General features: G+C 45.0%; 23 protein-coding genes and 1 tRNA gene. 10 read left to right on the top strand and 14 right to left on the bottom strand.

The window, feature by feature from the left end; translation table 11 throughout:
• Positions 1 to 54: 54 nt before the first annotated feature.
• Complete coding sequence (gene rocF / locus HXW94_RS04635) at positions 55 to 948, bottom strand: arginase (RefSeq protein ID WP_178365721.1); 894 nt, start codon at positions 946 to 948, stop codon at positions 55 to 57.
• Positions 949 to 1101: 153 nt separating this feature from the next.
• Between rocF and HXW94_RS04630 the strand changes: the two genes are divergently transcribed.
• Both HXW94_RS04630 and HXW94_RS04625 read left to right on the top strand, forming a co-directional pair.
• Entirely contained in the window at positions 1102 to 2292 is a 1191-nt protein-coding gene (locus HXW94_RS04630) for a type IV pilus twitching motility protein PilT (protein ID WP_178365720.1), read from the top strand.
• Positions 2289 to 3008 carry a hypothetical protein gene (locus tag HXW94_RS04625; RefSeq protein ID WP_178365719.1) on the top strand — a complete coding sequence of 240 codons (720 nt, stop codon included), beginning with the start codon at positions 2289 to 2291 and terminating at the stop codon, positions 3006 to 3008. The genes HXW94_RS04630 and HXW94_RS04625 overlap by 4 nt, the downstream gene beginning before the upstream one ends.
• A gap of 116 nt (positions 3009 to 3124) precedes the next feature.
• Here the strand turns inward: HXW94_RS04625 and cmoB are convergent, their stop codons facing one another.
• Complete coding sequence (gene cmoB / locus HXW94_RS04620) at positions 3125 to 4111, bottom strand: tRNA 5-methoxyuridine(34)/uridine 5-oxyacetic acid(34) synthase CmoB (RefSeq protein WP_246293739.1); 987 nt, start codon at positions 4109 to 4111, stop codon at positions 3125 to 3127.
• Between the two features lie 318 nt (positions 4112 to 4429).
• On the opposite strand from cmoB, the gene HXW94_RS04615 reads away from it, so the two are divergent.
• From HXW94_RS04615 to HXW94_RS04605, 3 genes are all read left to right on the top strand, one after another.
• Positions 4430 to 5503 carry a peptidoglycan-binding domain-containing protein gene (locus tag HXW94_RS04615; protein WP_178365717.1) on the top strand — a complete coding sequence of 358 codons (1074 nt, stop codon included), beginning with the start codon at positions 4430 to 4432 and terminating at the stop codon, positions 5501 to 5503.
• Positions 5504 to 5992: 489 nt separating this feature from the next.
• Positions 5993 to 7276, top strand: coding sequence for an RNA-guided endonuclease IscB (gene iscB, locus HXW94_RS04610; RefSeq protein ID WP_178365716.1), 1284 nt, complete (start codon positions 5993 to 5995; stop codon positions 7274 to 7276).
• Positions 7277 to 7353: 77 nt separating this feature from the next.
• Entirely contained in the window at positions 7354 to 8583 is a 1230-nt protein-coding gene (locus tag HXW94_RS04605; RefSeq protein ID WP_246293738.1) for a DUF4388 domain-containing protein, read from the top strand.
• Between the two features lies 1 nt (position 8584).
• Here HXW94_RS04605 and HXW94_RS04600 read toward each other — a convergent pair whose 3' ends face one another.
• The 7 genes from HXW94_RS04600 to cmoA form a co-directional block, all read right to left on the bottom strand.
• Positions 8585 to 8860: a hypothetical protein gene (locus tag HXW94_RS04600; protein ID WP_178365715.1), complete on the bottom strand. Its 276-nt coding sequence runs from the start codon at positions 8858 to 8860 to the stop codon at positions 8585 to 8587.
• A complete protein-coding gene (locus HXW94_RS04595) occupies positions 8850 to 9212 on the bottom strand; it encodes a hypothetical protein (protein ID WP_178365714.1) in 363 nt (120 codons plus the stop codon). The genes HXW94_RS04600 and HXW94_RS04595 overlap by 11 nt, the downstream gene beginning before the upstream one ends.
• A gap of 6 nt (positions 9213 to 9218) precedes the next feature.
• Positions 9219 to 9749 (bottom strand): hypothetical protein, encoded by a 531-nt coding sequence (locus HXW94_RS04590; RefSeq protein ID WP_178365713.1) that lies wholly within the window; start codon positions 9747 to 9749, stop codon positions 9219 to 9221.
• Positions 9750 to 9778: 29 nt separating this feature from the next.
• Positions 9779 to 11515 (bottom strand): hypothetical protein, encoded by a 1737-nt coding sequence (locus HXW94_RS04585; RefSeq protein ID WP_178365712.1) that lies wholly within the window; start codon positions 11513 to 11515, stop codon positions 9779 to 9781.
• Positions 11516 to 11524: 9 nt separating this feature from the next.
• Complete coding sequence (locus HXW94_RS04580; protein WP_178365711.1) at positions 11525 to 12130, bottom strand: GTP-binding protein; 606 nt, start codon at positions 12128 to 12130, stop codon at positions 11525 to 11527.
• Between the two features lie 52 nt (positions 12131 to 12182).
• Positions 12183 to 12566 (bottom strand): roadblock/LC7 domain-containing protein, encoded by a 384-nt coding sequence (locus HXW94_RS04575; protein ID WP_178365710.1) that lies wholly within the window; start codon positions 12564 to 12566, stop codon positions 12183 to 12185.
• A 523-nt stretch (positions 12567 to 13089) separates the two neighbouring features.
• A complete protein-coding gene (gene cmoA / locus HXW94_RS04570; protein ID WP_246293737.1) occupies positions 13090 to 13815 on the bottom strand; it encodes a carboxy-S-adenosyl-L-methionine synthase CmoA in 726 nt (241 codons plus the stop codon).
• 227 nt (positions 13816 to 14042) lie between these two features.
• Between cmoA and HXW94_RS04565 the strand changes: the two genes are divergently transcribed.
• On the top strand, positions 14043 to 14840 hold the full coding sequence (locus HXW94_RS04565) for an endonuclease/exonuclease/phosphatase family protein (protein ID WP_178365709.1): 798 nt from the start codon (positions 14043 to 14045) through the stop codon (positions 14838 to 14840).
• Positions 14841 to 14914: 74 nt separating this feature from the next.
• A complete protein-coding gene (locus tag HXW94_RS04560; protein ID WP_178365708.1) occupies positions 14915 to 17446 on the top strand; it encodes a hypothetical protein in 2532 nt (843 codons plus the stop codon).
• Between the two features lie 52 nt (positions 17447 to 17498).
• Here HXW94_RS04560 and HXW94_RS04555 read toward each other — a convergent pair.
• Both HXW94_RS04555 and HXW94_RS04550 read right to left on the bottom strand, forming a co-directional pair.
• A tRNA-Met gene (locus HXW94_RS04555) sits at positions 17499 to 17575 on the bottom strand.
• Between the two features lie 194 nt (positions 17576 to 17769).
• The gene (locus HXW94_RS04550) at positions 17770 to 18465 is read right to left on the bottom strand and encodes a lysophospholipid acyltransferase family protein (protein ID WP_178365707.1); all 696 of its coding nucleotides are present in this window, start codon (positions 18463 to 18465) and stop codon (positions 17770 to 17772) included.
• A gap of 305 nt (positions 18466 to 18770) precedes the next feature.
• Between HXW94_RS04550 and HXW94_RS04545 the strand changes: the two genes are divergently transcribed.
• Positions 18771 to 20309, top strand: a complete 1539-nt coding sequence (locus tag HXW94_RS04545; RefSeq protein ID WP_246293736.1) for a universal stress protein — start codon at positions 18771 to 18773, stop codon at positions 20307 to 20309.
• Positions 20310 to 20568: 259 nt separating this feature from the next.
• On the opposite strand, the gene HXW94_RS04540 is transcribed toward HXW94_RS04545, so the two are convergent.
• Positions 20569 to 22557 carry a methyl-accepting chemotaxis protein gene (locus tag HXW94_RS04540; protein ID WP_246293735.1) on the bottom strand — a complete coding sequence of 663 codons (1989 nt, stop codon included), beginning with the start codon at positions 22555 to 22557 and terminating at the stop codon, positions 20569 to 20571.
• Positions 22558 to 22580: 23 nt separating this feature from the next.
• Positions 22581 to 23429: a phosphate/phosphite/phosphonate ABC transporter substrate-binding protein gene (gene phnD / locus HXW94_RS04535; protein ID WP_246293745.1), complete on the bottom strand. Its 849-nt coding sequence runs from the start codon at positions 23427 to 23429 to the stop codon at positions 22581 to 22583.
• A 284-nt stretch (positions 23430 to 23713) separates the two neighbouring features.
• Between phnD and HXW94_RS04530 the strand changes: the two genes are divergently transcribed.
• Entirely contained in the window at positions 23714 to 25030 is a 1317-nt protein-coding gene (locus HXW94_RS04530; protein ID WP_178365705.1) for a glycine/sarcosine/betaine reductase component B subunit, read from the top strand.
• An 11-nt stretch (positions 25031 to 25041) separates the two neighbouring features.
• Positions 25042 to 26349: a glycine/betaine/sarcosine/D-proline family reductase selenoprotein B gene (locus tag HXW94_RS04525; protein ID WP_178365704.1), complete on the top strand. Its 1308-nt coding sequence runs from the start codon at positions 25042 to 25044 to the stop codon at positions 26347 to 26349.
• Positions 26350 to 26490: 141 nt separating this feature from the next.
• On the opposite strand, the gene grdA is transcribed toward HXW94_RS04525, so the two are convergent.
• Positions 26491 to 26946, bottom strand: coding sequence for a glycine/sarcosine/betaine reductase complex selenoprotein A (gene grdA, locus HXW94_RS04520; RefSeq protein WP_246293734.1), 456 nt, complete (start codon positions 26944 to 26946; stop codon positions 26491 to 26493).

Here is a 26946-nt window from a genome sequence, read left to right as displayed (position 1 = left end):
CTTTCATTAAGTTAGGGTTTTCAACAAGACCCATGATTAAACCGTTCCATGACCCTAAAGAATGCTTTTCCCCAAGGCGGACAAGATGAGTTCCACCGCAAGTTTGCTTGTTTTATTGGCCACATCAAGGATGGGATTGATCTCCACCAGGTCCATGGAGCCAAGTTTGCCTGAATCGGCAAACAGCTCCATGAGCAGATGCGCCTCCCGGTAGGAGATGCCGCCGGGCACAGGGGTACCGACGCCCGGCGCTTCAATCGGATCCAGGGCATCCATATCCAAACTCAGGTGAAAGCGTTTCAAACAGGCAAACTGAACCATAATTTGGGCGGCAATGGCGCTGATTCCCTGTTCGTCGATATCGCGCATGGTAAAAATAGTGATGCCGCTGGATTTGATGCGCTTTTTTTCTCCGGGATCCAGATCCCGCTGCCCGATCATGACCACGTTATCCAAAGATATTTTTGTGCCTGGGTGTCCTGCATCCACAAGGCATGGATAACCGGCTCCCGTGAGAACGGCCAGGGGCATGCCATGGATGTTGCCCGACGGTGATGTCCGAGGGGTATTGAAATCGGCATGGGCATCCACCCAGATAAGGCCGACGGGTTCTTTAACCGCCACCGAGGCCACAGAACCAATGGCAATGGCATGGTCACCTCCCAGAAAAACAGGCATACGGCCCTGGTCCATGACCCGGCATCCGATTTTATAAACATCATGACTGATCCGGGTGATTTCTTTGACATAATGATCCGTCATCCCTTCCATGGCAGGATCATCCCGCACAGGGATGGGAATATCCCCTTCGTCTTTAACATCATGTCCAAGCCGTCGAAGCCTTGGAATCAATCCCGTATATCTTAATGCTGCCGGACCCATGTCCACGCCGCGGAGCATCTGTCCGAAATCCATGGGAACGCCTATAATGCTGATGGATTCTGCCATATTGATATCCTTTACATGTGGCTGCCGGGGCAGGCCTGTATTGACAAGTCATATATCATTTTGACGGGGGGCTATCAATCCTTGCTTGATATTTCAACGCAAGCTGTGTTAACTATTTTTCAATCAAATTAGCCTATAACAAGGAACAGTGCCATGAAACAGCCTGAAATTGATTATTGGATCACCTGTATGCTGGAAACATTTGAGAATGTATCGGATCTCAATGTAACCGTGGGTAAATCCCTGCAGGTGGAGACTTCCGGCCAATTGACCGATGTGCCCGTATCCCCCCCGGTGCAGGAACTGACCCCGTTTCAGGCCGAGGTGTTTGCATTGAACCTGATTAACGGCGACCCCCGGCTTCTGGAAGACCTGGTTAAAACAGGCTCCTGCGATCTGTCCTATTGGCTGGGAAACAAGGCACGGTTCCGGGTCAATATTTTTAAGCAGAAAAATCATCTGACCACTATCCTGCGAAAACTTGAAACCATCATCCCCAGCATTGATAAGCTTGGTCTGCCGCCTATTTTCAGAAAAATGGGCGATCAGAAGAACGGTCTGATTCTGGTGACCGGCGCCACCGGGTCGGGCAAATCCACCACCCTGGCCGCTCTGCTTAATGAGATTAATGAAAAAAAGTCCCTCCATGTGGTGACCCTGGAAGATCCGGTGGAGTTTGTCCATCCCCATAAAAAAGCCACATTCAACCAGCGGGAACTGGGAAATGATTTTGATACATTTCCCACAGGGCTCAGAGCGGCCCTGCGCCAGGCCCCCAAGGTGATTCTGGTGGGGGAGATGCGGGACAGGGAAACCATGGAGATCGGTTTGTCTGCAGCAGAAACCGGGCACCTGGTGCTTTCCACCCTCCATACCGTTGATGCCGGCCAGACCATTAACCGTATTCTAGGCATGTTTGAACAGGAGGAACAGGCCCAGGTCCGGGCCAGGCTTGCGGATACTGTCCGGTACATTGTCTGCCAGCGCCTTTTGCCCCGGTCTGCAGGCGGCCGGGTGGCGGCCCTGGAAATCATGGGGATGAATCTGCGAATCAACGATATTATCCTGAACGGTGAATCGGAAGGGAAAACCTTCCATGATGTCATTACCGCCTCAACGGCATTCGGCATGCAGACCTTTGACCAGCATATCCTGGACCTGTACAAGGCCGATATTATCACCGAAGAAACTGCTTTTTCCTATTGTTCACAAAAGAGTGTGCTCTCCCAGGGCATGGATATACTCAAACGGGAAAAGGGTGAAAAAACGTCAGCCATTGAAGGCCTGACCATTGACTGGAAAGAAGAAACCGATACCGAAGAGAACGGCGAGGAACCATCATGATATCCCAGTGTCCCCACTGCAATCAGCCCCTGAAATTTTCCCAGCCCCAGATGGAGAAATTCAAACAGGCCCTGGCCAAGCTCCCCACGGGGCGGGCCTTAAAATTCGGCTGCCCCAGGTGCCGGACCCCCATTGAAATAAATAAAAACGGGGCATTGGCAGAAAAGGCAGCCGTGCCGCAAAAACAGACTGCTCCCCCGGCCAATCCACCGGTCAGCCCGCCGGAAGCCCCGGATATTGCCTGGCTGGCGTCAGGTGTTGAGGAGGATCAAGCGCTTGTGGAAGATGTGCCCACAGCCATGGTGCTGATCAATGACCCGGCTGTCCGGCAGAAGGTTACCGGCGTATTAGAAGAAAGAAACCTGCAGATCCACTGCCCCGAAAATGTGGATGAGGCCGTTGCCGGCCAGCGGTTTAAAACCTACGATGTAGTGGTATATTCCACAGAATATGAAGACGGGCCGGTGGATACCCATGATTTCCATAAATTTATGTCTGGAATGAGCATGAAACGGCGGCGAAGTATTTTTTATGTGCTGGTGGGCAATGACGTCAGCACCCTTTACGACCTTGAGGCACTGACCCTGAGTGCCAACCTGGTGGTCAATATCCGGGAACTTCCCCATTTTGCCAAAGTGTTTCAAAAGGGGATGAAAGGATATGAAAGTTTGTTGGGGCCCTATATCTCCATACTTAAACAGCACGGCAAGAGCTGAAAAACCGGGGGCCTTGATCATTGTTTCGGCCAATGGTAGCCCATGGTAGGTTGGGTTGAGGAACGAAACCCAATAATTACAAAATGTTGGCTTCCACTTCGTTTAAGCGCGTGTTCTTAAGCACTTGCTGTGTAGATGGCCCTGACCGGTGCCGGATACCCCTCGACAGTTTTTGACGGATCTTCGGGGTCTAAAAAATCTTCAAGGGATTCCGTTTGAATCCAGTCGGTTTTGCGCTGCTCTGTAAGGGTGGTACCTGTGATATCCACGCATCTGATATCAGAAAATCCGGCCCGGGCAAGCCAGGCTTCCATGGCAGACAAGTCAGGGATGAAAAACACATTGCGCATTTTGGCATACCGGTCAAAGGGAAACAGACAATAATTATTTTCCCCTTTGATCACCAGATTTTCCACAACTACCTGACCGCCCGGCACAAGGCTGTCATGGATCTTTTTAAGCATCTTCACTGGGGATTTACGGTGGTACAAAATCCCCATGCACAGCACCAGATCAAAAAAGCGGTTCATGGCCGGCAGTTCATTGTAGGCCGCCGGCAGACAGAATACATTTTTCAAATTCAGATATTTTTGTGCCGCACAATACTGGTAATAAAAGGCACTCTGGGGTTCAAGGCCTAAAACAAGCGTGGGGTCCGACGCCGCCATTTTAAACATGTAATAGCCGTTGCTTGAACCGATATCCAGAATTTTTCTGTATTTAAGGCTGGGCAGATGGGGCACCAGACGCTCCCATTTCATCCAGGATTGCCACTCGGCATCAACGTGAACACCAAAAAAATCAAAGGGCCCCTTGCGCCAAGGGCATAGATTGACAAGGCCCTTGTAAAGCCTGTCTTTTTCATCCGGCAAAAGCTGATCTGACTGCCCAATGCTGACCGCCCTGGATGACAGATCAACGGAGTGGGGATAAATTTCAGGCAGTTTTTCAACCACGGATTTAAACTTTTTAAAATTTCCCCCGGCAGAATCCAGATACGCCCTTTTATCTTTGACCAGTTTCTCCAGGGCATCATACCATTGATCCCACCCCGGATGTCCGTAATTTTTTAAAAATTGTTCCATTCTATTGACTGATTTCAAGACCTGGATATCCGTTTTGCCTTTTAAATCTTGTCTTTAATTTAAGAGTATCGCCCTTTTAATCCGGGCATCTATATACCATTTACAGGCTTTGTGCAAGCGACTGGAAAAACCTGGGTACTTTATTGTTATAAAAATTTTTCTTTATAAATGATCTGAATAAAGTTAATTAAGGAACGAGTCCGAAACTTGATAATGGAGTGAAACAATTTAACCTGGGAGCGCGGGCGTCCCGCCTGCAATAAAGATGCGGGCGGGACGCCCGCGCTCCTGGATACAGCAAAAAGGGCAAGTTATTTAAGACCCGTCCCGAAGTTTATGGATGAACTGAAATCTAATTTTAATAATGCTGAATTTTTAAACCATTTTCGATTAAATACAGATCCGTTCTCGTCCGACCGGGAAGATCTTAAATTTTTCCATAGCTTTAATCTTAATGCCAATCAGCCATTAACTGCTGAGCAGACCATTGTCTATATCCAATTTATATTAACTGCTGCCGGCGCAAACCATCAAATTATTATCGAAGAAAAAACCCTTCAGGAAGTGTTTCGTTTGTCCACGGGCAGGATTGACCAGATCAGGGCAATTATGGATCGGGCGCTTCATAACGCATTTAAAGATCGCACAAAAATAATCACTAAAAAATATGTTAAAGAATCATTTATCGTACCAAAAAGATGTAAAAATGTCTTCAAATTCTTAACTTTCAACTCAGTCATTACCAAAATAATCATCATTGCCGTATTGTTTGGCTTGATTGGCACAGCCTTTATCTTTTGGAGCGGCAAAGAACAAAAGACGCAAATTCTTAAGCCGGAACCAATACCACCCGTCACCAAGAAAAAAAGCCCCCCCCTCGCAAAGCCTTCTCCTGCCGGTAAACCGCTCCCCACTTTGCATAATACAGACGAAAAATCAATTCAGTCGACAGATGATAAGCTGATCGAATTTTTATCGGCATATCATCTTGAAAGATATGAACCGCTTTTTTTAACGGCAATCTTTTCAGAAAATTTTAACGACATTACCGATAAAATCTACAACGAGACCGGAATGATGCTGATTCATTTCACTTCATTACCCGCGATTGTCGAAAAAAAATATCATATTTATGAAAAAATTCTATTGAACCCTGTACACATCCGCTTCTTTTTATTCTGGAAACCCACCCTGATGATATCAAAATATGAAAACGGCATTAAAGGCCATAAAATCAAACAACTTCAGACGATGTTGCAAAAAATTGATTTATACCCTCATGAAATTAACGGCATTGTTGACACCAAACTGACCCGGTCACTCATCAGATTCCAACGCCGGAACCAGCTTGAAAAAACCGGATTTCCGGATATAACCACTCTGTTTTTTCTGACAATCCTGTCAGAGTAGTCCCTGATATTGTCGATTTTCCAGAACCCATATCCGATAATCAAATATGAAAAATTTATTTCAAATTCCGGCATATTATGGCATATTAAACAAACGTATTGTTAATAGAATAATCCACGGAAACATAAGTCAACTACCCCTCGGCTAAAGACCGAGGGGCTTGAAAAAGCCCTAAAGTTGACCAGTCTAAGTGCTTCGAGTACTACGTTAGATCGGAAACAGGTACCCTGGGGTGCTCGCCAGCTCCAGGTTCTACGGCAAGTGGTTAAACAGGTTTAAGGGGTTAAGCCGGTGCTGCTTGCGCCAAACCCGGTCATAACATTGACGAGGCAAACATTACCTTGGAAACAAGAGGATTTTTAAATTGGCATCCTTCATTTACCAGTTTACACTTTTTGGAGCAAGCACCCTATTTTTTAGCAATCATTCCCCAAAAAAGTGTAAAGTACTTTGGGGGTGATATGAAGGATGCCTTTAAATTGAACGTATTTGTTCTGGATACAAACAAAAAAACCGCAGAATCCGGTACATCCGGCAAAGGCAAGATTGCTTTTAACAGAAGGGAAAGCCGCGGTTTTCAGACAGTTCCCTTTCACGATCATTTTGAAAGAGAAAGTCTTGGACGTGGCATCAAACCCATTGCGGATCAAGATTGATCCGGGCAGTAGAGAGACCGGAATTGCCGTGATTAACGACGATTCCGGAGAGATTGTTTTTGCCATGGAACTGAGACATCGAGGCCAACAGATCAAAAATAATCTGGAATCAAGACGAGCCATCAGAAGATCCCGGAGAAACCGGAAAACGCGATACCGAAAACCGCGCTTTGATAACCGGACCAGGGCGGAAGGATGGCTGCCGCCTTCATTAAAAAGCCGGGTTCACAATATCGAAACCTGGGTCAACCGGTTGTGCCGATTTTGCAATATTCAGGCAATTTCAATGGAGTTGGTTCGGTTTGACATGCAGAAAATACAGAATCCCGAAATATCCGGTGTCGCGTATCAGCAGGGGGAACTCATGGGTTATGAGGTACGGGAATACCTTTTGGAAAAATGGGACAGAACGTGTGCCTATTGCGGAAAAACAGATATCCTATTGGAGATTGAACATATCGTGCCGAGATCGAAAGGCGGGTCCAACAGAGTCAGCAATCTGACACTGGCCTGTACGGCGTGCAACAGGAAGAAGGGGAACAAGCCCATAGAACAGTTCCTTTCAAGGAAACCGGGACTGTTGAAGCGAATTCAAAAGCAGTCCAAAGTGCCGCTCAAGGATGCAGGCGCCGTCAACACGACCCGATGGGACTTGTTCCGTACCTTGAAAAAAAACGGACTGCCGGTTGAAACAGGCTCCGGCGGTCTGACAAAATTCAACCGGACGACCAGGGGACTTCACAAAACGCATTGGCTCGATGCCGCCTGTGTCGGGCAAAGCACACCTGAAAAAATTTTTCAGATCGATAAGGCCGTGCTGATTGTAAAGGCAGACGGTCATGGCTCAAGGCAGATGTGCAGAGTAAACAAGTTCGGATTCCCCCGGACAACAGCAAAGTCAACTGAGAAAAAAGTCAAAGGATTTCAAACGGGCGACATCGTCAAGGCGGTTGTCACTTCCGGCAAAAAGGTTGGAACGTACACCGGGCGTGTCGCTGTCAGAAAAAGCGGATCGTTTAACATTAAAACAGTGGACAAAACAGTACAGGGCATTAGCTGGAAATACTGCAGGCTGCTTCACGCATCTGATGGCTATTCCTACAATACGACGTGCTAAGGTCCGGTACCTGGACTACTAAATTATTATAAGGAGGGCGGCAATTCCTCTCCTGAGCTAAAGACTCAGGGGTTTCCTTGCCGCATTTTATGAATTTTCAGGGAGACTTTGAAGGCCTGGCGCTGGCAAGTATCTTTCAGTTATTATGCAATGATGAAAAAACCGGGGTGTTGACAGTTACAGGAGATGACGATACAAGCCGGGTCTTTTTCAATAACGGCACCATCGTTTATGCCACAGCATCTCTTAAAGAGGCGCGACTGGGTTTTTTATTGAGAACCAATGGCGTAATTTCCGAACAACAATTGAAAAAATGCCTCGACCTTGCCAAGGAAAGTAAAACACATCTGGGCAAAATTCTGGTTGATAAGGGATATATATCCCTGGAAACATTTAAAAAATACAACATACGCCAAGTAGAAACCATCCTTTACAATCTTTTTTTCTGCAAAAAAGGAAAATTTGACTACAAGGATGAAAAATTAAACCTCAAGGGAATGATTGTTACCCAGCTCAATCCCATGAAATTGATACTTGAGGCGTCCCGGCGGATTGATGAGTTATCCGTACTGAAAAAATGTATCCCTTCGGACAAGATGATTTACAAGATGTCGGGAACTGTCCCGAACAAAAATGAAATAAAACTCAATGCAAATGAATGGTGTGTGCTTTCTCTTGTGGATGGCACGCGGACAGTTCGCCAGATAATTAACCAGAGCGGGTATGATGATTTTGCCGTATACAAAATTTTGTTTTCCGTGATTTCATCCGGCATGATTGTGGAAAAAGAGGAAATTTCACTGAACGGCGAAGGAGATGAAGGCGATTACTCTGCGATTATTACAGTATACAGCGACCTGATTTCAGTTATCCTTAAAACCCTGACCGACGAACTGGGGGGCCATACCAGTGCCGTATTTGAAGATGCCAAAAAAGATCTTCCCGAACAATTCCAGCAGATTCTTAAAACCTATTCCCCTTACAATGACAAAAGATCCAACTCAACGCAGATTTCAAATACCATGCTTCACGTCTCCCCTGCTCAAGATAGAAGGACAATTTTAATCACCGGATTCAACGAATACTGCTACCGCATATTAAAAAATATGGGCAATATACTTGGCACAGAAACTTTGCTCAACGTCGTAGATGGTCTTGAAAAAATGTTGAGTTATGTCGAAAAATACCAGACCAGTTCCGTTGAGAAAGATAAAATCGTTAATGATTTCAGAACCATTATTCTGGAGATCAAAACCAGATTTAAACCGAAAAGCAAAGGCGGTGGTTTTTTTTCATTTTTTTCCTGATTTATGAATCGGCTATCTTTGCCCCTCCATATGCCAGAAATCCGAGCCCGGCTGTTCTGGACATGGATCTTAGAATATTCAGACTTTCCGAATCCAGGTAACTTTCTAAAAACACCAGATAATCAGAAATAAACAACAAAGATACCGTCACCAGTATCAAATTGATCACCTTACCGATCTTGCCGCCGGAATATTTCATCCGTGCCTTGTTGAATACAAAAATGATGATAAGGTAAATAGCCAGAGTAAAAACCAGAATAATGGTTTCAGCGGTCATGAGTGAGTGACTCCTTTATTTCATATAAAAAATCGATATCTTTTAATGCCTTTTTAACCTGGTTTGCCAGCATAAGACTGTTTACGCCCTTTTCCTGTATAATTCCCAGAGCAAATGTGCCAACAGGGAATACCAGCAAATGGTTTTGGTTCTCCCTGGAAAAAAAAAGATATTGATACCCGGATTTAGATATACTTCCGGCTTTTTGACTGCAGTTTATTAGAGATTCGGCCTTTTTTTCAGGATCTTTTGCCCCATGGGATTTGATAACACGGTTTTCATCTACCAGCAGGAACTCTCGAACCCCTTTTATACGCGCTATTTTTTCCAATACCTTTATCTTTTTATTCATTATTCATTATAGCGTCATTTTTGATCTCTTCTTTCCAAAAGAGGCGATCAAATTGTTTAGTTTTTCCATGATTTGGACAGGTAACGGAAACCGGGCGGCAACCACCACAAGAAACTTAGACCGGCCCAGAGATTTTACCAGGACTGCTTTGTTTTGTGTGACCAGCACCATATCTTTAATACCGCGGTATACCTGTTTAGGGCCTTCATACGTCTGTTCTAAAAGCACTGCCAAGGCTTTTGTCTGTTTTTCAGAAAACAGCCCGGGCATGTTGAATGCAATCAATCCATCAGCATTGCTGAAAACAAAGGACCCGTCAATTTCGGGCAGGGCGGATATTGCGCCAAGCAACAAATCGAACACCCCAACCCCATGTCCATGATCGTATTCACATGTATTGTCAGGATGTGGGGTATCCTGGACAGCATAGTTATTGGGATATCCACACCTGCTGCATCGAAAAATGATCCTTTTTGTTCCATCTGCCTGATCAGGCAGATGGTTTTTGTTTCCGCAGTCTTCGCAAAAAGCAATCATTTGATTCTCATGTCAGGTCAAAGTCAAAGTCAAAATCTAAAAAAACGTTTCAATTTTGACAATATGCCTTTTTGTGGGTCAGGGTCCGGAGATGGGCTGTCGGTTATACCCGGTTCCTGCTTTGGTTCGGTCCCTGCCTGCAGATCGTGATCGTCTGACCTGAAAGTTCCTTCCTGAACCAACGGTTGCTCAACCTCAGGAATACTCAGCCTGTCAAACAGTACCCCAATTATTTTAACCAGGCTTGATTTTACCGGCTCGCCCTCCCATTTGGTTCCAAGTCTCTCCAGGTCCTGTAATATTTTTGTCCGGCCTGTCTGGTCAATATTCGCCGGAATCCGGCAAAAGGCCTCTTCTAAACCCTTAAGGATGGTTAAATCCCCATCATCTGATGCACTAACCGGAATCTGGGACGAGGAATCTAAGGTCTCATCAACCTCATCTTCATAGTCAAATGGGACGATACCGTCCGAATCCGAATCCGAATCCGAATCTGTATCCGAATCCGAATCCGTATTGTTTTGCAGGGCCTCTGTTTCTGAAGGATCTTCTAAACCAACGTCTTCACCCGCATCCAACGCCATATCAATACCAAAGAATTCATTCAGTGTATCTTCGATTTCCGGAATCGGTTTAGATTGTTTATCATAACGGGTAATTTCGCTTATACCCGGTTTGAGTTCACGATCAGCCCCGGCCATTGCAGCAGGGTTGTGAATCGGATTTATGCTGTTAACGTCCATAAGATGGATGCTGTCCAGCATCTTATCCGCTTCTGTTTCTTTGGGATTTAAGAGATTATCCATCACATTGCCAGGTCCCGGTGAATCGCTCCGTTTCCCTTGCAGGGCCGGCTGTATATTCTCCTCATCCTCTTTATTCCGCGAAACCGGTTGCACCATGGCTTTTTCAAGGTCAAGCAATGTGACTTCCGAACTCTCCTCCGGAGTTTGTTTTGTTTCATGACTTAAGTGGGAAAGGGCGGGAGGCATCTCCTGCTGAGACGGATAAGAATCTTCCTGTCCGGGCTCAACAATTTTGCCATGGGACGATACAGCCCGTTTTTTGAAGCTGTTAAACAACACAATTGCTTGATCAAGATGTTGCTTTTTTTCAGTAACACTCAATCCAGGCTGATGAACCACTTTTTCAAGAATAATATAAACGGACTTTAAGACATCAATGGAGTCCGTATGGGCAGCCGCCTGTTTAGATTCGATATAATTTACCATAGTCCGCATGATCTTAAGGAGGTTGATATTTACCCAATGCCCCCTCCATTTTTGAAGCAAATGATCCACAGCCCCGATAAATTGATTGATGGTCCCACTTGTGATTTCCCAGTCAATGGACAACACAACGGCTTTCAATTCATCCAGATCTCCGGGAGCCGGGGCCGGCGGAACAATAATTTCCTTAAACGAATTGAATTTACGGATCATTTCCTTTACCAGCCGCTCTTGCCCTGCCGGATCCAGGTCCGTACCCGTTATTAAAGTCTTCAAGGCATCAAGCAGTTCCTGCAACAACGGCAAAGTTCCCTGATGGGCTGCCGCCTGTTTGGATGCCAGGTACTTTCCAAGTGAAAGAATCATTTGCCCGATAGGCGACAATTGTTTTTGATCCTCAAGCTCTATTTTGAGGCCGGAAGCGGTCTGTACGAACAATTGCACATCTTGACCGGGTATGCCGTTCTCAAAAGAGGCAATCAACCCTGAAAGCTCTTGAATGGTTGAGGTGATCTTTGAATTGCTGTCTTGGTCCAATTCGCCTCCTTAAAAAAGCTGATCCTGAATGGATGCAAGTGTCATGGAAATGATTTTTTTGAGCGTTTTCATCACATTACCGCCACCAAGCGCACTCGCTTCAAATGCGGGGACACGGAGTACCGAATTTAAATCTTGTTGTAAGATTTTTGTAGGTATCACATCCTCCCCTTTGTTGGCTAGGTCGACTTTGTTATATTGCATCACCAGGGGCAGTTCAAACAGGTCCAGGTTATGAGTCTTCAAATTTTCGTAGAGCTGGTTCAGAGATTCAATATTTCTTTTACGTTGGAACTTTTGAATATCCGCGACAAAAACAATACCATCCACCCCTTTGAGAACGAGACGGCGGGTCGCGTTGTACTTTACCTGGCCCGGGACGGTATAAAGCTGGATAATAACTTTGAAACCCTTAATCCGGCCAATGTCAAAAGGGAGAAAGTCAAAGAAAAGAGTTCTGTCGTCCTGGGTTTTCAAGCTAACCATCTCGGATTTAATTTGGTTTCTGTAGGTGTTGTTAATATACTCGAGATTAGTTGTTTTACCGCCCCGTCCAGGGCCGTAATAGACTATTTTAACTTTAACTTCTTTTGTTTTTACATTTACAAGTGCCAAGCCATGACCCCTTTTTTATAGATGTAAAAAATAAAAATTAACTGTCAGCTGGTCAGGCACTGCAAATCTCATTGATCTCTGTAACGACTTTGGCCACTTTTAACCGGACGATCCCCAGGGAAATCGTTTTGGGAAACATGGTAATCAAAATTGTATCTTCCGTTACTTTGCTGAAATGTATACTCGATTTTTCCCCTTTATGAAACAACAGTGAAAACTCAGACTCCCCGATAAGTTTGGCCATGGCGTCGACTGCGGCAAAATTTCCAGCCGCAAGTGCCGCAAATGCCATGTAATCCAGGGTTGAATTCCCGTTATCATGCTGGGTAATTGAATTACCAGCCAGATCAATATAAATCACATTTTCAACACCTGAATCAATCAGGTGGGACTTGATTATCGTGTCAATGGCATTAAGCTGTTCTTGATTAAACATTATATAATCTCGATCTTCAAGTTTTTAATGATGAATTGCCAAAGTTACTCAGCAAGAACAATTTTTGAACGATAGAGAGGGCGTAGGCTCCAATCTACCCATGGCTCTTCCGCTCATATGTTTTTTAGACGGCATAAGAATGAGGACGCTTCAGTTCTTATCACAGTCACCAGGCCTTTATAAAAGTTGCTTAATATTTTTTCTCAGTTTTTGTGATTATATGATCAACGTTTAAATTTATAGTATAGGAATTTCCATTCCCCATTCCCCATTCCCCATTCCCCAGTACCCAGTACCCAGTACCCAGTACCCAGTATCTAACAGCCCGCCCAAAGGACGCTAATTTAATCCAGTCACAAAAACTTGATTATTGCGTATAATGATAATGGAAAATGATTGATCATGCAATATTAATATAGGCTCATACCCGCGTTTTAAAATTTTACTTGATCATCACCTCAATACCATAGTTATTGCGCCATGATGCCCATTTGGAAAACGGACGCCCAACGCAGATACGATTCTATTTAACGGCCATCATAGATGTAAAATTAAACCACTTCAGCCAAACATTGAATGACGCAAATCCGGCTTTTTGGATACGGTTTTCATGGTCTGCCACGGTCTCGGGAACCAGTACCTGTTCCAGAGCATCCCGTTTTTGACTGATTTCAAGTTCCGTATATCCGTTTTCCCTTTTAAACTCATAATAATATTCCTGCTCCAGAACATTCATTTTGGGGTCAGGATGAACGGTCTTTTCCGTCAGCAGCAATATACCGCCTTTGCAAAGCCCATTAAAGGCGGATTGAATCAGAGCGTCCCGTTTTTTAGCATCCAGGAACTGCAAGGTCAAGTTGATAACCACCACAGATGCATTTGAAATTAAAATATGTTCAATACAGGCACAGGCAAGGTCAATACAGCCCTGGCGGTCATGAACGGCAAGCCGCTTTTTAAATCGCCTGATCATGGGTTCAGCACTGTCAACAGCAATCATTTTAAATTCAACACCATCAAAGCAGTCAAGAAGCAAAATGCCTAGATTACCATGGGAACAGCCCAGATCAAATATCTGTGTACCGGATTTATAGTACTGCCGGGCAATCCTTGCCTGCTGTTTTAATATTTCACCATACAGCGGCACTGATCTGACCAGCATATCGTCAAATACCCGGGCGACTTTTTCATTAAACCTGAAAGGTGTAATCGTGGTCCGTTTTTTTGCAAATACCTTGTCTTTATACATAATACCATCCAGTTTAATCTGGGCATCTATAGCATCATTTACAGGCTTTGTGCAAGCGGCGGGAAAACCTTAAACTCGAGAGTATAGGAATTTCCATTTCCCAGCACCCAGCACCCAGCACCCAGCACCCAGCACCTAACAGCCCGCCCAAAGGGCGCTAATTTAATATGCGTTGGCCCTGGACCGGGTATTGACAGGCGGAACGGAATATCGCATTCTATGTTTTGATGACAGAAATATCCCCTATATCCGTCCTCGAAACGGACAAAAAAAGAACCGATGACCCGGTCACCGTCATGACGTTTAATCTCCGGTTCGGTCTGGCCAAGGACGGTCCCTATGCCTGGGAACACCGGAAGCCTCTGGTGTCGAAAATCCTGGAAGACTACCCCTGCGACTTTATCGGCTTCCAGGAGGTCAACCATTTCCAGGCCGAATTTCTGATCCGCTCACTGAGGCACTACGGTCACATTGGCTGGTACTACAAAAGGCTTGAATGGTGGCAGAATAACCTGATCCTGTTCGACCCGTCCTGGGAATGCCTGGGTCACCGCCACTTTTTTTTAAGCCGCACCCCGGACCTCCCTTCCCAGCTTTTCGGTTCGATATGGCCCCGTCAGTGTATCATTGGATGGTTTAAAAAGAAAAACCAGTACCTGCTCATGGCAAACACCCACTTTGATTTTGCATCCGAAGTCCAGCAAAAAAGTGCCGGTCTGCTCATGGACTTTCTTAAATATTTTCCAAAGGGAATACCGCAAATCATCACCGGCGACTTTAATACTACCCCGGATTCACCGGCCCATCATTGTTTTAAATCCCGGGGATTTGATCTGGTCATGGAAGGCGAATCCGTCACCACCTTCCACAATTTTACCGGGAAAGAAACGGGACGTCACATCGACTGGATACTATACAGAAACGGTCTATCTCCCGTATTCGAGCAGGTGATACAAGACGCCTTTAACAGCCTTTTTCCATCCGATCATTACCCGGTTCGAGCCGGATTTGCCTGGACAACTTAAGTTCTATGGACCTAATCTTCCTAAATACAATGAAATTGACTGATTAAAAATTATTACTGGACGTTAAAACATTTATGAACGATTTACTGTATCAATCAAATGTACGAATTCTCGATATCATCCGGGTAAAGAAACTGATTTCAAAAAAAGAGTACCAGGTCATCAAAACTGTTCTTGAAAAAGAGCGTGATCAGGGACGACAGCCTTCACTTGACGCTGTTGAAACTGTTCGGGACATTATTCAGCATGAAATACTGTGCCGAGAATTTTTTAGATATAATCAGATCATCTTGAAGCTTGCCCATCAATTCATCACAAATACCTTTTCTCAGCAGTTAAAAGATATCGGTGAGAGCGAAGCGCCAAAGGATCACCGGTTTGATGATTTGGAAAATATTCTCAAAGAACTTCAGGAAACCGCCACTGACAATTATCTCCACCAACGGCTGGAAAATATTGACCTGGCTTTACTGAAACGTAAACTGATAGATTCATCCCAACTGGAATTTATTTATAAAAGTGCGGTTCATCTTGAAATTAAAGCCATGGATAAAAAATTTGGTGAGATCGCGGTCAAGAACCAATTTGCCACAAAACAGACCATTGACAACGCCCTTTCCGAACAGACCCGGTTGTATCTCCAAAGTAAAAAAAATCATATTATCGGAGACATCCTTGTTGACCAGAAAGAAATGACCCCTGAGATAAGAGACGAAATCCTGTTAATCCAAAACAGAATCTTAGAAGAGGACTGGGAAGCCCTTTTGCGTAAAAGTGCAGTTAGCGTCATTCAAGAACAAGAGAAAAACGCCCTGTTTGGTGCAATTGCGATTAAAGAAAACTTGGTGAATGAACAGGATATTGTGAAGGCCCTGCAGCGTCAGAATCTGGAAAGAAAAGCCTTTGAAGATAATCAAAAACAAAATATCGACAATAAGGCAGCAGATCTAAAAGCCCCCCAAAAGCCTAGGTGGATCGGAGATATTCTTGTGGAAGATTATGGGCTTTCTGTAAAAAATCGTAAAAAGATCGTTGCTAAGCAGCTACAGCAAAAAATGAAGATCATTAACTTGAAATTGGGGGGCAATATTAAAAACGCCCACCGAGAAATGATCCGTGAGCTAGATGCTTATTTCCAAATCCATTATACTAAAAATAGACTTCAGGCTTTTATTGAGCTGAACAAAGAGATTCCGAGTTCAATGACCTCAATGAATATCATGATGTGGCTTTATCAAAAAAAAATCACCAAAGGCATTATCAATCCGGCCATTTACAGACTCCTTGAAAATAAGGTAAAGCCGGGAGATAAAGTATTGATTGCGAAAGGGGAATCTCCGGTTCATGACAAGCTGATCCCAAACTTGCATTTTAAAAAAGGGGATGCTCTAAAGCCGGTGATCGTTAATAAAAAAGAAAGACTGGCTTCCATCTATCGGACGATAGGACAGGCGGGAATAAACGTAAATCAGTGTTTTGTTGCAAACCATGCAGAGGCTTACCCAATTCAAACCGGTGCCAATGTAATACGAAAAAAAAATGAATTTTTTGCTGTATGTGACGGTGTGCCGAGTCTTTCGGAAAAAGGGGTGCTTTCCATCTCTCAGGTGATAGATATTCCTGGAAATCTGGATGATAACGGTCCAAGAATCAATCATGACTGTGATGTTTATGTTCATGGACAGATTCTTTCCGGTAAAAAGATAAAGTGTAAAGAATTAACTGCCGCGGGGATTAATGGGGCGATTGTATCATCGGAAAAAATAACAGTGAGAGAGCTTGTCGAAAATGCCCGCCTCAACGCGTTAGGAGAAGTTCATCTCTCATCAATCCATAATAGTGAAGTGACAAGTCTAAGGACCATATTGATACACAAGAAACAGACCGGTCCCGCCCCTCTGCATTCTATATATGTCTCCCGGTCAATTATTGACAGTGATAATGCCTGCATTTTTACAGATGTTAATATTACATCCTCAATGATTCGAGCAAGAAATAAAATCATTTTTCGAAAAGTGAGGGTGGAAAATAATTGCAAAATAATTGCCGGCGACTCATTGGAGGTAATTGACAAAAAAAAGGAGATTGAAAAAATTGAAAAAGAAGATAAACGGATAAAAGAAGATATACAATCTTTAGAGCAGCAACTCAGAGAGGTGTTCTCAAGTTTAGAAAAAAAAGATATATCGAATTTTGAGGCGGAAATTAAAATGCTGAACAATCGAAATCAAAAGACAAAAGTTGATATGGATCGGATTCGTGATTTGAAAAAAAAAATAAGAGCCCTCAAAAAAGAATCGGAAAAAGAATACAATGAATGCGGTGATATGTTCATTAATATGTCTCGACGCATTTCAGCCGAAAAAAAACGGGTGGCGGAACTTGAACAAGAGAGAATGCTGATCCAGGAAAAAATTATGGATGTGTACAAAAGAGAAAAAGGCCACCCGGAAATCGATGCCCGAAAAGCAATCATAGCAAAAGGGACAGTGATTCAATTTCGGTTTACTTCCCAGACACTGGCCTCGGATACTACCGGATTCGTTTTCAGGGAGGAATATGACACACTTTCCAGGCGTTATGAGATAAAACAACACCGATGGTAAGGTAAAAAACTACAAAGGCTCCCGGCGAAACCGCCGAGAGCCTTGATATACTTGGTAGCGGGGGAAGGATTTGAACCAACGACCTTCGGGTTATGAGCCCGACGAGCTACCAGACTGCTCCACCCCGCAACAACAAAAGGCAATATAGATCAAAAAAGATTTAGAGTCAAGTTAAATTTTCATAAAATTCAAAAATTAATTATAATGAATCAATTTACATTTTTTACGCTAACCCGCGATGAGCCACAAGTATTTAAATTTAAATAGAACTTGCGACTCACGAGAAATATATAATAAAGGGGGTATTTATTTTATCCGAGTCCCTAACCGAAAATTTCTTTTATACGTGCGTCATCCCGCCATATATCATCTGTATCCTCATAAAGCTGTTTAAGGCATTGGGCCACACGCGCCTGCATCTGCTCAAATCCGCCCTGCCCCATATCCCGGGGCACATGGATAGGTGAAGCAAATCGGATGATTAGCCGGGAAAAGGGTTTGGGTACCATAAAACGGTCCCAGGAATTGAAAACCCAACGGTTCTGCCCGGAGATAATGGTGGGCACAATGGGCATATCTGCATACTGGGCAATGCGGATCAAACCGGGTTTCACCATGCCGAACGGCCCTTGGGGTCCGTCCACTGCATGACCGACCTTGTAACCCTGGTCAACCAGGCTTTTAACGGTTTCAAGGGCCTGTCCGCCCCCATGGGATGAAGAGCCCCTCACGACCCGCCAACCAAGAATAGTTGCAGCCCGGGCCACTATTTCACCATCATGACTCTGGGAAATGATACAGGTAATGGGCTTACGGCTTGACAAAAAGGTGAGCCCCGGGAAAAACCGCTGATGCCATGAGGCATAAACCAGCCGCCCACCGGCCTTTAAAATGTTCTGTTCATTGTACTGATCAACAATCCTGACTCGGTAGGTGGCTGACAGAAGTTTGACAAGAAATAAGCCCGTATAGGGAAACAGATAATAGTACAGAAAACGCCTGAATGTCTTTTTGATCATTTTCAACGACTGTTCCTTTCTTCTTACTCATTCTTACCTATTAGGCGTAAATGATGAGAAATTCCTGCTTCATAGAGTGTGCCCGAACAAACTGCTTAGGTCTCATTTCCTCTCCACAGGCTTAAAATCTCGTAGAACCTACGGTATGGCGTTTATTAACATGAAACCATTCGCCCTGCCAAGTTTCTTGCAACGAAGTTGAATATTCCAAATCCCCAAAAAGGCTTGTTCCAAAATTTTTATTTTTGCGTTAACATTGTATGGAGATGTTGTTTATTTAACCTTTAACACAAAAGGACAATTTAATGATGTGGACACTGCTGCGGAAAATGAGTAAAAATCTGACCCTGGCAATTCCGGCAATGATGCTGGCCGGCTTTCTATTCGGCATTTTCATGGATGCCGCTTTTTTAAAAAGCCTGATTATTCCATTTACCTTTTTGATGGTCTACCCCATGATGGTAACATTGAATATCCAGAAGGTATTTGAGGGCGGGGATGTTAAAGCCCAGGTGCTTACCCAGGCGATCAACTTTGGCGTGGTCCCTTTTCTGGCCTATGCTGCGGGCCTGATTTTTTTTAAAGACCAGCCCTACATGGCCCTTGGGTTGCTTCTGGCAGGGCTGGTACCCACTTCGGGCATGACCATTTCCTGGACCGGATTTGCAAAGGGCAACCTGGCGGCTGCCGTAAAAATGACGGTTATCGGCCTGACCCTGGGCTCCATTGCCACACCGTTATATGTCCGCATGCTCATGGGCACAAGCATTGAAATTGACATGGCCGCTATTTTCAAACAGATTGTGGTCATTGTCTTTATTCCCATGGCAGCCGGTTATCTGACCCGCAGAACCCTGGTAAAAAAACATGGAGAAAAAGGATTTAAGACATCCGTGGCACCCAAATTTCCGCCACTGTCTACATTGGGCGTTGTGGGGATCGTGTTCATTGCCATGGCGCTTAAGGCCCGGGCCATTGCCGCAGCCCCAACCATGTTAGCTTACATCCTTATCCCCTTGGTGATTATTTACGGATTCAACTTCACCTTCAGCAGTTTTGTGGGTAAACGATTTTTATCCAGGGGGGATGCCATTGCACTTGTTTACGGTTCTGTAATGCGTAACCTGTCTATTGCCCTGGCCATTGCCATAAACGCATTCGGCAAAGAAGGGGCCTCGGCGGCGCTGGTTGTGGCTGTGGCCTATATCATCCAGGTCCAGTCTGCAGCCTGGTATGTCAAACTGACGGATAAAATATTTGGGCCGGCTTCCCTGGGCGACAAACGACGGCCTGAAACAGTGCCTCCCAAAATGGCGGCGCCTGCCCCGGATACCCCGGAGCAGGCCCAAGGGTCTATGGTTGTAGATATTAAAAAAATCCTTTTTGCCACGGATATTACGCCTACGGCAAAATATGCGGCCCGCTATGCCTGTACCATCGGCAACAAATTCAACGCAAAGGTATGGGCCATCCATGTGATCCCGGATCTTTTAGCAGAATTTTCAGCAGGCGCGGGTTTTGACATAAAGGACCCTGAAAAACAGGCGGAATTCAACCGGGATGCAGTTGAAAATGCTGAAAAAGTTCTGGCGGAACGTATCCGAACCACATCGGAACAGGTGATCCGGGAAATGCCGGCTTGCCCTTTATCGAAAGACCGCATCATGGTCAAAACAGGAGACCCGGTGGAAGAAATCACCAAAGAGGCGGCCCTGGGAAATTTTGATCTGATCATTATGGGCACCCACGGGGATCAGGGGTTTGAGGATATCCTTTTAGGGAGTACGGCCCAGGGTGTCATCCATGCGTCAAATGTTCCTGTTCTTGTGGCCCACCCCTCTTAGACATTTTTTAATTTCAGGGACTCGGAAAAAAAATCTATGACACTTATTTTTTCCGAGTCCCTTATTATCCCGCACTTTTTAACAACCTTGCCTCTCAAACAGCACAGCAAGTTTGAATTTAAATTTTGGGCTTGGTCATAACATTGGCCACAGCGTAGGTTGGGTTGAACGAAGTGAAACCCAACAACTTATTGGCGTTGGGTTTCGTTCCTCAACCCAACCTACCGGAAATCCGTATGGCCTAAAATATGACCAAGGCCTAAATTTTGAAACGCCCTATCATTTCATTAAGCTTATCAGCTAAATTTGATAATTCGGCAGCACTTCCCATAATTTGTTCGCTATCAGACTTCACTTCATTTGCAGCCTGGCTGACATTGGCGATATTCCGGGTGACCTCACCTGTCACTGAAGACGTCTGGCTGACATTTTCGCTAACCTCTTCCAACCCGGCAGCAGCCTGACTGACACTATTCGTGATTTCCTGTGTTGTTGCCGATTGCTCTTCAATGGCAGTTGCAACAGAGGTTACAATTTCATTTATCTCATTTATCACTTCAACAATTGTCTCAATTGCAAGAACAGATTCTTGGGTCGTTGCCTGCATACCGCTTATTTTTGTTTTTATTTCACTGGTGGCTTCGGCCGTCAGCCTGGCAAGATCTTTAATTTCTCCAGCTACCACGGCAAACCCTTTTCCCGCCTCGCCGGCCCGGGCCGCTTCTATGGTTGCATTTAAGGCTAGAAGATTGGTTTGCTCGGAAATATGGGTGATGGCTTCCGTCACCTGACTGATTTCTCCGGCAGCGGTGCCGAGCTTATCGACCTTTTCAGATACCTGCCCGGCTGTTTCCACGGCACGGGCCGTTGTCTCACTTCCCCTGGCCGTGTTACCTGCGATTTCATTGATCGTAGCCGTCATCTCTTCTGCTGCAGCAACCACCATCTGAATGTTCACACTTGCCTGTTCTGTGGCAGCAGCGACACTGGTCATGTTGGTTGCCATTTCTTCTGCTGCACCTGCAACACTAATTGCGTTTTCAGCGGTCTGGCCGGAATTTACGGTCATCTGTCCGGAAATCCCTGAAAGCTGGCTAGAAGAGGCTGTAAGGGTCTGTGTGCTGTGGGCAATATCAGAAATGATCTCCCCGAAGCTTGTGATCATTTGGGTCAATGAATTGACCAGTGTTCCGATTTCATCTTGTTTGGATTTTAAATTATCCGGGAATCTGCACGAAATATCGCCTTTGCTCATGACCTCGATCAAAGAAACTATTTTTTCCAATGGGTTGGAAATATTGCGGGAGATATAAACGTATAATATAAACAGGGCAATCAACGAGGATATGGAGCCGATCAAAACAATCGTGTTCCGCATAGACGTACTGAATTTTCTGGATTCAGCCGTAATGCTGGCGCCAGCCATTTTTTGAGCTTCGGCATTGGCTTTTTTGATGCCGTTGATTGCCAAATTGAGGCCCGTTTGAAATTCACTCGTTTCTGTGCCGATGACATCACGGATTTTGGCCTGGCTACCGTCAATCATCTCTTTAAACCGTTTGGAAATTTCGGAAACTTTGGCTTTATAAAGTTTTTTATCCATTCCCAGAACAATTTTCCCAATCACTTCCCCGGACAAGGCAATTTCCTGTTGAACAATCATCAGATTCGGGTCGGATACGGCTGCATCAAGAATCTTGTCTGCTGTCTTTTTCCCCTTTCCCTGTGTTTTATAGGCTTTGATTCTTGGGTTTTTCCGGTCATAGGCCCGGGAAATGATTTCGCCGGATTTATTGCGGAACATAACAAAAAGGACCCCGGCTTGATTATTGACTGACTTTGCAAGCATTCTCAACTGAGCATAATCCTTGGTCACAACGGCCGACGGTGCGATCTGACTCAACAGTAGAGCGGTTGCCCTGCCCTGCTGAACCAGATTTTCTTCCCAGTCCTTTAAAATGGAATGGGCTTCCTGATCCAGATTTTCCTTTATCTGTTCTCCGACCTGCAGGGCGGTAAGTTCCGCCATTTTTTCCATCTGGGCAGTCAGTTTACTGCCCAGGGTCACCAATTCCCGGTTATTTTCATCACCATTGGCTTTCATGGTGCCGGCCACCGCCTTGTTCAATGCTCTGGTATTGTTGGTCTGCATGGAGATAATGGTAAAAGACAACCCCAGGATCACCAATATCCAGATAATGAAAAAAGGGAGCAGTATCTTAAATTTAATTGTCTGAAACCGAAACATGCGCATCCCGTACTTATTAATAATTATTTATTGTAAAACGCCTCACCGTAGAGATTCAGGATCATTGTGCGGATCACATCGTAGTCCTCATCCGTTGCATCTTCCACGCCGGTGTACTTCTTATTGATTGCCGTCATTACCGTCTTTGCATCATCGCTGCCGGTGTTCAATTTTTTAAAGGCCGCCACGATTTTTGTTTCCAATTCGGAACTGACATGTTTGTTAATGCAGATTGGAAATTCAGGGATAGGCGCTGATTTCACCAGAATTCTCACCTCTTCGTCGGCGGCAAATTTTTCGGCCACAGACTCCTTAACACCGCCTCCGGCAAATTGTTCTGCACTGACTGCGGCAGCAACATTACTGTGGCTGCCAAGGTACTCAGCCTGGATATCCTTAAATTGAATGCCTTTAGCGGCCAGGATGGAGCGTGGCATAAGATGGGATGAGGTGGAGTTTTTGCTGCCGAATGCGAATTTTTTCCCCTTTAAATCTGCGACACCTTCGGCATCGCCGTCAATGGGTACGATGATACAGGAGCGGTAGGTGCCGTGGCCTTTGGACTGGAAACGGACCAGGGAACGGATATCTGAATCCGGATTCTGTTTTTTACTTTTAGGGTATGTCGTAGGCGTGAGGTATGCCATCTGTATTTTATTGCCCCCAATAGCATCCATTGTATCCTGGTAATCCTTGCCAATGACCAGCTCGACCCCCATTCCGAGTTCTTTTTCCAGATACTTTGCCAGCGGGATAAATTTTTTAAACATGATATCTTGGCTTTCAAGGGGGATCACGCCAAAATATAGAGTGTTACCCGCTTGAGTTACGGGTATAACAATCAATGAAACAAAGATGATCAAAGCAAACATAATTAGAGCAAATTTTATTTTAAGCATGGCGATACCTTTTTTATAATCGTTTAAATTTGAATTGTATTCGTATCAGCTTTATAAAAACAGGTCAATCTGAATTATGCGAAACGTTCTATTGACAAGTCTAAACTGACTACGATATATTTTTTTATCCTAACAAATTAAAAAGCGGCCAATATTATCATCAATAAAATTATTACTCTTGCATACCAGAAAGTTTGGTTGCGGGATATATTTGAATAACTCACCTGACTCATTGAGGATAAGGAGGAAAGCTGACTTTGAAATTCAGAATTGGTAATTTTATTGTTCAAGAAATTCGGTTCGGCACCAATTTATCATACCACAAAGGCCTGCTGACCATCGACAAAAGCAAGGCATTAGACATTGTCTATGAAGATGAACACATAACCCAAGCAGACATCTTTCTTGTCCGTCCGGGCGATGATGTTCGCCTGGTACCTGTCAAAGATGCTTTTGAACCCCGGATTAAACTGGACGGAACGCCGCTTTTTCCCGGGGTTACAGGGCATTTGGCGCAATGCGGCAGGGGGAATACACACGCGCTTAAAGGGTGTAGTGTTGTTGTGGTGGGACAACAGTGGGGTGGGTATCAGGACGGTCTGATTGATATGGGGGGTGAAGGGGCAAAATACACCTATTTTTCACAATTACATAATATTGCTCTTGTTGCAGATACGGACGAAACATTTGAACATAAAGCCCTTCAAAAGAAAAATCGTGCGCTGCGGCGGGCTGGAATGCGGCTGGCAGAATATATAGGTTCTTCGGTAAAGTCCATGGCGCCGGAAGAACTGGAAGAATACGAGATGGTGTGTGTTCCCGACAGGATAACATCGTTGCCGAATATTGCCTTGGTGCTACAGGTCCAGTCACAAATGGAAGAACCTGGTTACAACACCTTATGCTATGGCTGGGACTGCAATCACATCGTTCCGACACTCATCAATCCCAATGAAATTCTTGACGGTGCAATGGTTTCGGGAAGTTTTATGCCAAGTTCCTCCAAATGGTCAACTTATGATTTTCAGAATTTTCCACTGATTAAGCGCCTGTATAACGAGCATGGTAAGACATTGAATTTTATCGGTGTAATTCTCTCCAATCTCAATGTCGCATCTGAGCAAAAGGAGCGATCCGTGCTGTTTGTCGTTAATATGGCCAAAACCCTGGGAATTGAGGCCGCCATTGTCGCAGAAGAGGGGTATGGTAATCCGGATTCCGATTTTACGTCCTGTATTGTCGCCTTGGAAGATGCGGGAATTAAAACAGTAGGGGTAACGAATGAATGTACCGGAAAAGACGGCAGGAGTCAGCCGTTAGTGTATCTGCATGAAAAGGCAAATGCCATTGTTTCTTGTGGCAATGTATCCGAATTGATCGAGTTGCCGCCGGCAGGGATTGTATTAGGCAATTTACAGGCACTCGTTAGAGACGGGATGTCGGGGGGCTGGTCGGACGACGAATTGTTAGGTCCTTCCGTCAGACCGGACGGTTCGATCATTATGGAAAATAATGCAATGTTCTGTGGTGACCAGGTCGTGGGGTGGTCAACAAAAACAATAAAGGAATTTTGAGGGATTAGGTCATGAAAAAAGCGATAGTATACCTGAATCAATTTTTTGGTCAAATCGGAGGCGAAAGCAGTGCAGATCATCTGCCTGAAATCAAAGAAGGAGGCGTTGGGCCCGCTCTGGAGTTGGATCGTCAATTGCAGCATGCCCAGATAACTCATACAGTCGTATGTGGCGATAACTATATATCAGAAAATAAAGAAGACGCCGTAACACAGATATTAAAACTGCTTTCTGATAAAGAGTTTGATATTTTCATTTCCGGACCGGCTTTTAAGGCGGGACGATACGGGCTTGCATGCGGAGCCGTCAATAAAGCCGTTCATGATACTTTCTCAGTACCTGTTTTAACTTCCATGCACACGGAAAATCCGGGTGTGGATATGTATAAGCAGGATTTGATCATCTTTTCCGGTGGCGAAAGTGTCATGTCCATGGTTGAAGATCTCAGGAAGCTCGCAGCATATGCGGATAAAATTTTGACAGATCAACCGCTGGGAACAGCAGAAGAAGAAGGATATCATGTCCGCGGGAACCGCCATCAAATCTGGAGAGAGGACAAGGTGTGTGCGGCGGATCGTGTTGTCGACATGTTGTTGAAAAAGATTCATGATCAGCCCTTTGAGTCGGAATTGCCCATTCCTGAAATGGATCGTGTGCCCATTGCACCGCCGGTATCGGACCTGACGACAGCGCGAATCGCCGTGCTGACCTCCGGGGGGGTTGTTCCTGTGAATAATCCGGATCACATACAATCCGCTTCCGCGACAAGATGGGGCAAATACAGCATTGAGGGGATGCAACGATTAGAAGCAGGTGTTTTCAAAACCATCCACGGCGGCTATGATCCTACGGCAATCAACGCGGACCCCAATAGATGTTTGCCCATTGATGCGTTAAGGGCCTATGAGACAGAGGGGAAGATAGGTCATCTGTATGACTTCTTTTATTCAACCGTGGGAACAGGGGTTACCCAAAGTGATGCCGGCCGAATGGGCAGAGAAATCGTCGCGGATCTGCTCTCTGCCGGTATAGATGCGGTCATAATGACATCTACATGAGGAACCTGTACGCGTTGCGGTGCAACGATGGTCAAGGAAGTTGAGCGTGCCGGTATTCCAATCGTGCAAATGGCAAATTTAGTTCTCGTGGCAAAAAATATTGGCGCAAACAGAATTGTCCCGACTATTTCCATACCCCACCCATTAGGAGATCCGAATACCCCAAAAGAAGAGCAATGGAAATTACGATATCATCGGGTCGGCATTGCTTTGCAAGGATTGATGACCGATATTGAACAACAGACAGTGTTTGACGTGTAACTCGATCATTAAATTAGCGCCCTTTGGGCGGACTGTTAGGTGCTGGGTACTGGGTACTGGGTGCTGGGAAATGGGAAATGGGAAATGGAAATTCCTATACTGTCGAGTTACAAGCATCTTGCGCCCCGGCATCGGCATGGCTTATTCACCCCGGATTTCCGTTAAGATCCGGCGAATCTCCTCCCAAAGCTCATCTTCAAATTCCAGTTCATGCATTGCCATTTGTTCTTCCCAAACATCATCAGGAATGAACGCTTTGAGTTCAAGAATATGATAACTTTTTAACTCAAGAGCCACACCGCCCAGAGTACCAGCATAGCTCGGGTCGCCGTCGTGAAACGTTTTAGCCAAAATCTCTACGGTGGCCGGCTGGTTCAAGCCGAAGACGACGAGCAAGTCAGTGGTGCCATACTTATCGGCTATTTTTTTCACCTCTTCCTGTTCTGCAAGACCTGCAGCGCCTGCTGAAGTTCAGACAAAACAGGCCGTATTCTCATACACGACCTTAGCGCCGGCTGCTTTGAGACAAGTGCTGACTGCTGTAGCAGTAATATCATCCCGTTCTCCGAAAACCCAAATTTTTTTTCCTTTTATCAT

It is taken from the genome of Desulfobacter latus (assembly GCF_013389365.1).
In the GTDB taxonomy this organism is placed as follows: domain Bacteria; phylum Desulfobacterota; class Desulfobacteria; order Desulfobacterales; family Desulfobacteraceae; genus Desulfobacter; species Desulfobacter latus.
This window is presented reverse-complemented; position numbering and strand designations above follow the sequence as displayed.

Excerpts from the sequence above, each read along its gene's own strand:
- HXW94_RS04540 (WP_246293735.1), bottom strand. The coding sequence starts at position 22,557 with ATGTTTCGGTTTCAGACAATTAAATTTAAGATACTGCTCCCTTTTTTC.
- HXW94_RS04550 (WP_178365707.1), bottom strand. The coding sequence starts at position 18,465 with ATGATCAAAAAGACATTCAGGCGTTTTCTGTACTATTATCTGTTTCCC.
- HXW94_RS04600 (WP_178365715.1), bottom strand. The coding sequence starts at position 8,860 with ATGACCGCTGAAACCATTATTCTGGTTTTTACTCTGGCTATTTACCTT.
- HXW94_RS04615 (WP_178365717.1), top strand. The coding sequence starts at position 4,430 with ATGGATGAACTGAAATCTAATTTTAATAATGCTGAATTTTTAAACCAT.
- HXW94_RS04545 (WP_246293736.1), top strand. The coding sequence starts at position 18,771 with ATGATGTGGACACTGCTGCGGAAAATGAGTAAAAATCTGACCCTGGCA.
- HXW94_RS04590 (WP_178365713.1), bottom strand. The coding sequence starts at position 9,749 with ATGATTGCTTTTTGCGAAGACTGCGGAAACAAAAACCATCTGCCTGAT.
- cmoA (WP_246293737.1), bottom strand. The coding sequence starts at position 13,815 with ATGTATAAAGACAAGGTATTTGCAAAAAAACGGACCACGATTACACCT.
- HXW94_RS04630 (WP_178365720.1), top strand. The coding sequence starts at position 1,102 with ATGAAACAGCCTGAAATTGATTATTGGATCACCTGTATGCTGGAAACA.
- HXW94_RS04625 (WP_178365719.1), top strand. The coding sequence starts at position 2,289 with ATGATATCCCAGTGTCCCCACTGCAATCAGCCCCTGAAATTTTCCCAG.
- HXW94_RS04595 (WP_178365714.1), bottom strand. The coding sequence starts at position 9,212 with ATGAATAAAAAGATAAAGGTATTGGAAAAAATAGCGCGTATAAAAGGG.
- HXW94_RS04565 (WP_178365709.1), top strand. The coding sequence starts at position 14,043 with ATGACAGAAATATCCCCTATATCCGTCCTCGAAACGGACAAAAAAAGA.
- HXW94_RS04560 (WP_178365708.1), top strand. The coding sequence starts at position 14,915 with ATGAACGATTTACTGTATCAATCAAATGTACGAATTCTCGATATCATC.
- HXW94_RS04575 (WP_178365710.1), bottom strand. The coding sequence starts at position 12,566 with ATGTTTAATCAAGAACAGCTTAATGCCATTGACACGATAATCAAGTCC.
- phnD (WP_246293745.1), bottom strand. The coding sequence starts at position 23,429 with ATGTTTGCTTTGATCATCTTTGTTTCATTGATTGTTATACCCGTAACT.
- rocF (WP_178365721.1), bottom strand. The coding sequence starts at position 948 with ATGGCAGAATCCATCAGCATTATAGGCGTTCCCATGGATTTCGGACAG.